This is a genomic window from Streptomyces sp. NPDC002573, from assembly GCF_042889625.1.
GTDB lineage: Bacteria > Actinomycetota > Actinomycetes > Streptomycetales > Streptomycetaceae > Streptomyces > Streptomyces gibsoniae.
On sequence record NZ_JBIARC010000165.1, the window covers coordinates 1 to 6,640 of the forward strand.

The 6,640-nt window shown below is 67.7% G+C and carries 4 protein-coding genes; 3 read left to right on the plus strand and 1 reads right to left on the minus strand.

Going from position 1 to position 6,640, the window contains the following annotated elements:
• The first annotated feature begins 241 nt into the window (after nucleotides 1–241).
• From ACFYX0_RS46140 to ACFYX0_RS46150, 3 genes are all read left to right on the plus strand, one after another.
• Nucleotides 242–4,003 carry an RICIN domain-containing protein gene (locus tag ACFYX0_RS46140; RefSeq protein WP_388981414.1) on the plus strand — a complete coding sequence of 1,254 codons (3,762 nt, stop codon included), beginning with the start codon at nucleotides 242–244 and terminating at the stop codon, nucleotides 4,001–4,003.
• Entirely contained in the window at nucleotides 4,000–4,743 is a 744-nt protein-coding gene (locus ACFYX0_RS46145) for a hypothetical protein (RefSeq protein ID WP_388981417.1), read from the plus strand. Before ACFYX0_RS46140 ends, ACFYX0_RS46145 begins: the two co-directional genes overlap by 4 nt.
• A gap of 995 nt (nucleotides 4,744–5,738) precedes the next feature.
• On the plus strand, nucleotides 5,739–6,008 hold the full coding sequence (locus tag ACFYX0_RS46150) for a hypothetical protein (protein ID WP_388981420.1): 270 nt from the start codon (nucleotides 5,739–5,741) through the stop codon (nucleotides 6,006–6,008).
• Between the two features lie 140 nt (nucleotides 6,009–6,148).
• Here ACFYX0_RS46150 and ACFYX0_RS46155 read toward each other — a convergent pair whose 3' ends face one another.
• The gene (locus ACFYX0_RS46155) at nucleotides 6,149–6,343 is read right to left on the minus strand and encodes a hypothetical protein (RefSeq protein ID WP_388981422.1); all 195 of its coding nucleotides are present in this window, start codon (nucleotides 6,341–6,343) and stop codon (nucleotides 6,149–6,151) included.
• Between the last annotated feature and the right edge of the window lie 297 nt (nucleotides 6,344–6,640).

The following is a 6,640-nucleotide window of genomic DNA, read 5'->3' on the forward strand; positions in this document are numbered from 1 at the left end:
TCACCACCAAGCCAACCGAACCTGAACCGCAGATCACCCCACAACCGGAACCGAAACAGCTGCCGTGACTACACCACCCCGCGGGACATGACCCTTCTACCAGGACCCGACTCCCAAGGCGGACGATGCCACGGTCAAGGCCGTCAAGGACCTCGGCACCCCGCTGTACGGCAGCAACCCGGATCCGTCGGCGCCCGACTGGGGGCAGGCGTCCGCCGAGCACCAGGCGTGGGACGCGCTGGTGAACTGGTCGATCGAGCCGACCGGCGCGGACAACGCCCGGCTGTTTTTGTCCTCCGGCGGCTTCCCGCGCACCGCGCCGGAGCCCGGAAGCCTCGAATTCCGCCTCGCTGTGGAGGACTTGAAGACCCGGTTCGCGTCCTGCGCATGGCGCACTCCCGTCGACCCGGACAAGGCCCTGGGCAAGGAGGTCGCCGCCGCGTCCGCCGAGTGGCAGCAGGAGGTCGCCTCCCAGGCCGGCCAGCGCAACCAGATCCTCGACGCCAACCGCGACGCCACCAAGGCTCTTGCGGCCGGTGCCAAGGCGCTCGGGGAGATGCTCGGCCAGTCCTGGATCGCCGACCATCTGACCCGCTGGCAGGAGTACTGGGCCCCGGGCGGTATCGGATGGATCGGTGAGTCGCCCGCGGTCATCCAGGTCGAGGCCGCCCAGGGCAAGTGCCTCGACGTGCAGGGCGGCGGGAAGACCAACGGCACCGCGGTGCAGATCTACACCTGCAACGGAAGCGCCGCCCAGCAGTGGCAGATCTTCGGCTACCCCCACGGCTACGCCCTGTTCAACGTCAACGCCCAGAAGTGCCTGGACGTGCAGAGCGGCAGTGCCGTCAACGGCACGAAGATCCAGATCTGGACGTGCAACAACACTGCGGCGCAGCAGTGGAAGTTCGACGTCCGTGCCGCGAGCGAGCTGCGCAACGCCGCTACGGACAAGTGCCTGGACCTGCACAAGTTCGACAACGGCTTTGACTCGTGGCAGTGGGACTGCAACGGCAGTGACCCGCAGACGTTCCAGGTCGTTCCCAAGGGCCACGAGGGCACCGACAAGCTCGACTACCCGGACAAGGCCCAGTTCGACAAGGCGAAGAAGGGCATCGCCGACGCCCAGGCGCAGGCCAAGAAGCAACTCGGTGTCCTCCAGGCCCAGCTGGAGATCGCCAAGAAGGCCGCCACCGGCTCGGACACAGCCACCCAGGCCGCCTACACCATCGCGGACGGCAACGGTGCCCCGCGGGGACGCGGTCTGCTGGTGGGCCAGCAAAAGGCCCAGGTCACCAAGGGTGCCGCCGCCGCCCTCCAGGCGATGGTGAAGGCGGGCCAGACCGCCGAGGCCGCAACCCGCGCCTCGGTCGGCGACAGCCAGACCATCGCGCAGCGTGCGCTCGCGCAGGCGGCGCAGTCGAAGGCGGAGTTCCGCAAGGAGGCCGCGCGGACAGCCGAGGCGCAGGCGAAGGCCGCCGCGGATGCCGCGAAGGTGCACCGCGACAACGCGCAGAAGGACAAGGAGACCGCCGAGGCGAAGCTCGCCGACGCGCTGAAGGCCGAGAGCGACGCGAAGGCGGCCGCCGCCGATGCCCACGCCAAGCGCCTCGCGGCCGAAGCGGAAGAAGCGACGGCCAAGGCGGAGAAGGAGACGGCCGCAGCCAAGCAGGCCGAGGCCGCCCAGCACCAGCAGAACGCCGAGGCGCAGGCAGCGACGGCGAAGGACGCCAAGGACAGGGCGGAAGCCGCCGAAGCCACCGCGACCGGCAAGCGTGACGCCGCGGTCAAGGCCCGCGACGACGCGAAGTCCAAGCGCGACGACGCCTGGGACGCCGAGCAGAAGGCGAACGCCGCACGGGCGAAGGCCGACGCGAAGGACGCCTACGCGGACGCCCACGACTCCGACGACAACGCCAAGGACGCACGGGCGGCGGCGGACGACGCCGACAAGGCCGCCGACGACGCCGAAGCGGCGGCGAAGTCGGCGCGTTCCGAGGCGGACGCCGCCACGCAGGCGGCGGCCGACGCGGACGCGGCAGCGACCCGAGCCGAGGCGGCGGCCAAGCGCGCCCGCGCCGACGCGGACGCCGCGCAGGCCGCGAAGCTGAAGGCGGACGCCGCCGTGAAGACCGCGACCAGCGCGGCGGCGGACGCCATCAAGGCCTCCCAGGACGCCGCCGCCGAGGCGAAGGCTGCCGTCAAGCTAGCCGACGAGGCCGAACAGCACGCCAAGGACGCCAAGACCCAGGCCGACCAGGCGAACACGGAAGCCGGCAACGCCCTGGCGGCCGCGGCCAAGGCTGCGGGCTACGCCTATGTCACCGCCCAGGCCGCTGCGGACGCCGGCAACGCCGCCGCACAGGTCGCCGACCCGGCCAACGACGCGATCCAGCTCGGCTCCCCGTACATCACCACCGACTCCGCCGCAGGTCTGGTCGTACTGACGGGCCAGGCGTCCAAGACGATCGCCGACCAGCAGAAGGCCGTCGCCGACGCCCACGCCAGGAACGCGCAGGCAGAGGCCGCCGCCGCCAAGGCCCTCGCCGACCAGGCGAAGGGCGACGCCAAGGAGGCCTACCAGCACGCCGCCAACGCCGCCTCCTACGCGGCCGACGCCCGCACCTACGCCAAGGAGGCCCTCGACTACTCCGCCGACGCCGCCCAGGCAGCCGCCCAGGCCTCGGCCTCACTGGCCCGGACGATCGGCTACGACAAGCAGGCCGCCGATGACGCGACCGCCGCCGACACCGCGGCCGGCCACGCCGACAGCTACGCCAAGGAGGCCCGCGACTCCGCCGACCAGGCCGCCCTGGACGCCTCCGCGGCCCACGCGGCGGCAGACGAGGCCGAACAGTCCGCGAAGGACGCCCGCACGGCAGCGGACCGGGCCGACTCCGCCGCGACCGAGGCCGAACAGGCGGCCAAGGACGCCCAGAAGCTCGCGGAGTCGGCGCAGCAGGCGGCCGACCAAGCCCAGCGCAACGATGCGAACAAGCAGGTGCAGACGGGCTCTGGAACCGGTGTCGAACGCAGCTTCTACGTCGTCGACAAGGTCGCCGAGGCGGGGCCGGCCAAGCAACTGAACCCGTGCGACTACGGACCCCAGGGCTGCACTGTGACGTACGAGCTGCACCTCGATGTCACGGTCAGCTACTACTACTGCCTCAATCCCGACGTCCCCGCCACCGAGGCCGGCTGCCCGAAGCCGGACACGCTGTTCCTCGGCACAGAGACGCTCAAGGACCAGACGAACAACTGGACCCACCACTTCAGCTTCGGTGACATCACCCGGATCGGCTGGCAGAACCTCTTCGGGGAGAAGGCCGGCGCCATCCTGTACGAAATCGTGCTTGGTGACGCTGCCCGGTGCTACCACGGAGACAAGTCCAGTTGCGCCTGGGCCGCCGCAACGCTCGTACCGACCTCCGTCGCCGAGAAGCTCGCCGAAGCGGCCAAGCTCGCCGTACGCGCAGAACAGGCCATCAAGACCGGTGAGGACGCCGCGCAGGTACTCGCGGATCTGAAGAAGATCTACGGGGAGAAGGGCGCCGCCCACGTCGGCGACCCCACGAGTGCGGCGGGGCTGGGACTGCGTATCGCGGCCGGTGTGACAGAACGGGCCAAGATAGCCCGCGGCACCCTCGACCCCAAGCTGCTGGACAGGCTCAAGGACGCCGGAGTGAGCTTCAGCAGGGCGGACACGATCTGGATAACTGAGTACGCCAAACCCGGCGTGCCCGTCGCCTGGCTCGAAAAGGGCAACGCCAAAAAGGGCTTGATCCATATCATTTTCCGGCACGCAGGGGACTTCGCGAACGTGGGAGTCCGGGTTGACGACATCCCGGCCCTTGTGAAGAAGGCACTGTCCGAGGGCAAGGTGGTGGGCTACCAGGGAACGGGGACCGGGAGACCGATCTTCGAGGTTGCCTTCAACGGCAAGACCCAGCGTGTGGGGATTACCGTGGCCGACAACGGATATGTGATCGGAGCCAATCCCGCATGACCTTCCAAGAACCGCAGTATGTGCTCGTACAGGCCAGGGGTGAGATGTCTCCGTTGTACGAGCCTGAGGATACCGGGACCTATGAGGACCTCGGCGCCTTCACCCGCAACATCCCGCTGGACGATGACCGACTGGTCCTTCCGGCAGATCTCGCGGAGGCGCTGCGCTCCTGGTCGTTGACCCGCCAGCCGGGGGGTTTCGCCTCCAGGCCTGACCTGCGCAAGCATGTCAAGCTGGGGCTCGCGATCGCCCAGCGACTGGCCAGGCACCTCGGGCCGGCGTGGGCGGTGCGTTACTGGGACGAGCGCCACAAGACAGCGAAGTGGGTGTGCTGGGGCTGCGACCGCCTCCACTGGGAGCGGGACAGCCACGGCGCCCCGCCCCATCCGGTGGACATCACGGTCGAAGGCGAGTTCAAGTTCGGTCCGCTTCGCTCCGAAGGATTCGGGGACTTCTTTCCCGATGATCCCGCCGCCGCCTTGGCTCTGTCCGACGGCCTTGTCGCTGATCTGTACACCTGGGCGGAGAGCATCGACACCACGCTGAACCTGGAGGTGCGGGATGGCGAGGACGGCAAGTACGACGCCGAGTGGGATCGACTGTTCCACGAGGGGATGGAGCTGGCGAAACGGGTCGCGCACAAGTTGGGACCGTCCCGGAAGGTGACCTACAAGGGCCTGGCCAATGGAGGTTTGGGCGCACTGACGTCCATCACCTGGCAAGGAGACCGGCAGTTGTAACCGTGAGTTGAGCGTGGTCGGCGGGGCGGAGAGAAGAACCGCACGCTTCCGCTCCCTTGCCGCACCGGATTTTGCGGATACAAAGGTGAGTGGCTGACTGCCGTGATGCGCGGGCCGCGCGGCTCGCTCGCGGCTGGATCCTCGCTGCTGAACTGCGACAGCTGCCCGTGCCCTCGACAAGGCGTTCCGGAAGTGGGTCAAGGATGGGCCGCAGAACGCGGAGGTCGGCAATAAGGTGTTCACCCAGCTGAAGTATGTGGGCAATCGGACTGGAGGGTCTCTTCGACCGTCCATCTGCGTCCGGCTACCTGCACCTCGCCATCCTCCGCGCAGACGAACGCATGCGGCAACCTGCGAGCTGCCTTGAACGAAGAGTGATCTCGACAGATCGATGAGGTCGAACCTCGCCAGGTAATCCCTGGCGGGGTTTCCTCGTGCGTAACCTGCGGGGGCACAGGGCAGCATCAAGTTTCGTGCTCGCGGCAGTTGTTGCGTGATGGGCGGAAGGCAGCGCAGGCATTGGACCCGCGGGCGACAACCGAACCGTTCCTGACCTGAGGCCCGTTGTCGGGGGTGCCTCTCTATCTCTCGTCGAGCGAGGCGGGGTGTTCTGGGTTCGTGGAAGGTGCCGTCGCGGAGCATGGCGGGTTTGCCGTCAGCGGGCTGTGCAGGTAGCACGTCGTCGGGAAGCTGCGGGAATCCGAGCAGCCTGATACACCGTCATGTGGCCCGACATCCACATGACGTCCGAGGAGGGCATGCGCGCGCCGACCCCCATGGGGTCATCACACGTTCCTCCTGAAAGACGAACGCGTATATGACCAGTTCACGGGACCCGACGGAATGCCCGTCGACCAATGGAAGGAAGAATGGTCGTATCCAGAGGACCACAACTGGACCCTCGTGTCCCCGAACCCATAAGATTGGCGGAAAATCCAGTGGTAAAACTTCAGGATGTCCTAGACACCCTCGAACGCCGTGTCGGAATGTATACGATGACGCAATCCTTCAGTGAGGTCTGCGCCTTCCTTGACGGATTCGACATGTGCTCTGGCACGGCCACGATGAACGGCTTCCGCGCCTGGCTAGGCAGACGCGAAAAGGGTTCCAGGGAACTTACGTGGTGGGGCCTGGTGTTGTGCGAAATAGATCCAACACTGACGGTGTCCGACGTCCGCTCGTTCTCGCCGGCGCAGATTGAAGAGGCAGTTTCGGAACTGTTCTCGCTGCTGCGGGACTACTTGCGGACACTCGGTTCAGACTGACCGTACCCGCCAGCGTCCGTACCCCGTGCGCGGCCGACCGGCGCAGACATCGACGCCACCTCGCGGATCACGTCCGCACCCGGCTCCGGGAAGCCCCGAAATGCCCGCTGATCGGCAGATGAGTGCGTGGTCCGCCGGGGCTAGCAGACCGGCCGTGGTCCGGCCTCGGCCTTGTAGCCGTCCGGGTACCAGGGCGCGCGGCAGTGGCAGCACGTCTGCCGCACTGGCCAGTGCGGCAGACGTACTTCCATGCCCTGGCTGGGGGGATAGAACTGAGGGGCCAGCCATAGCGAGACGCCGATCTGGAGCATGACGCCGATGACATTGCCCCGCACGCGTTCAATCGCGGGGGAAATGCCGGCTGCGTCCCTGCGACCGCGGATTGCACGGCATGCCGTGCGGAGTCCACGCCAACCGCTCCCACTCCGGGACCTCCATCATGAGGGTGACCTTCGGGACCTCGAGGCCGATCCAGGCCCCGACCGCATCAACTCCGGTGAGCTCGCTGACCTTTAGCGCCTCAAGCGTAAGTCTGGCCTAGTACTGCAACCGCATCTGGGGGTTGTGGCCTCGACGTTTGTAGTGGGAGCGGCGGGCTCGGGCCTGGCTGTGTCTACGGAAGTGTGACCAGT

Coding starts and splice junctions, on each gene's coding strand:
- ACFYX0_RS46145 (WP_388981417.1), top strand. CDS start 4,000: ATGACCTTCCAAGAACCGCAGTATGTGCTCGTACAGGCCAGGGGTGAG.
- ACFYX0_RS46150 (WP_388981420.1), top strand. CDS start 5,739: ATGACGCAATCCTTCAGTGAGGTCTGCGCCTTCCTTGACGGATTCGAC.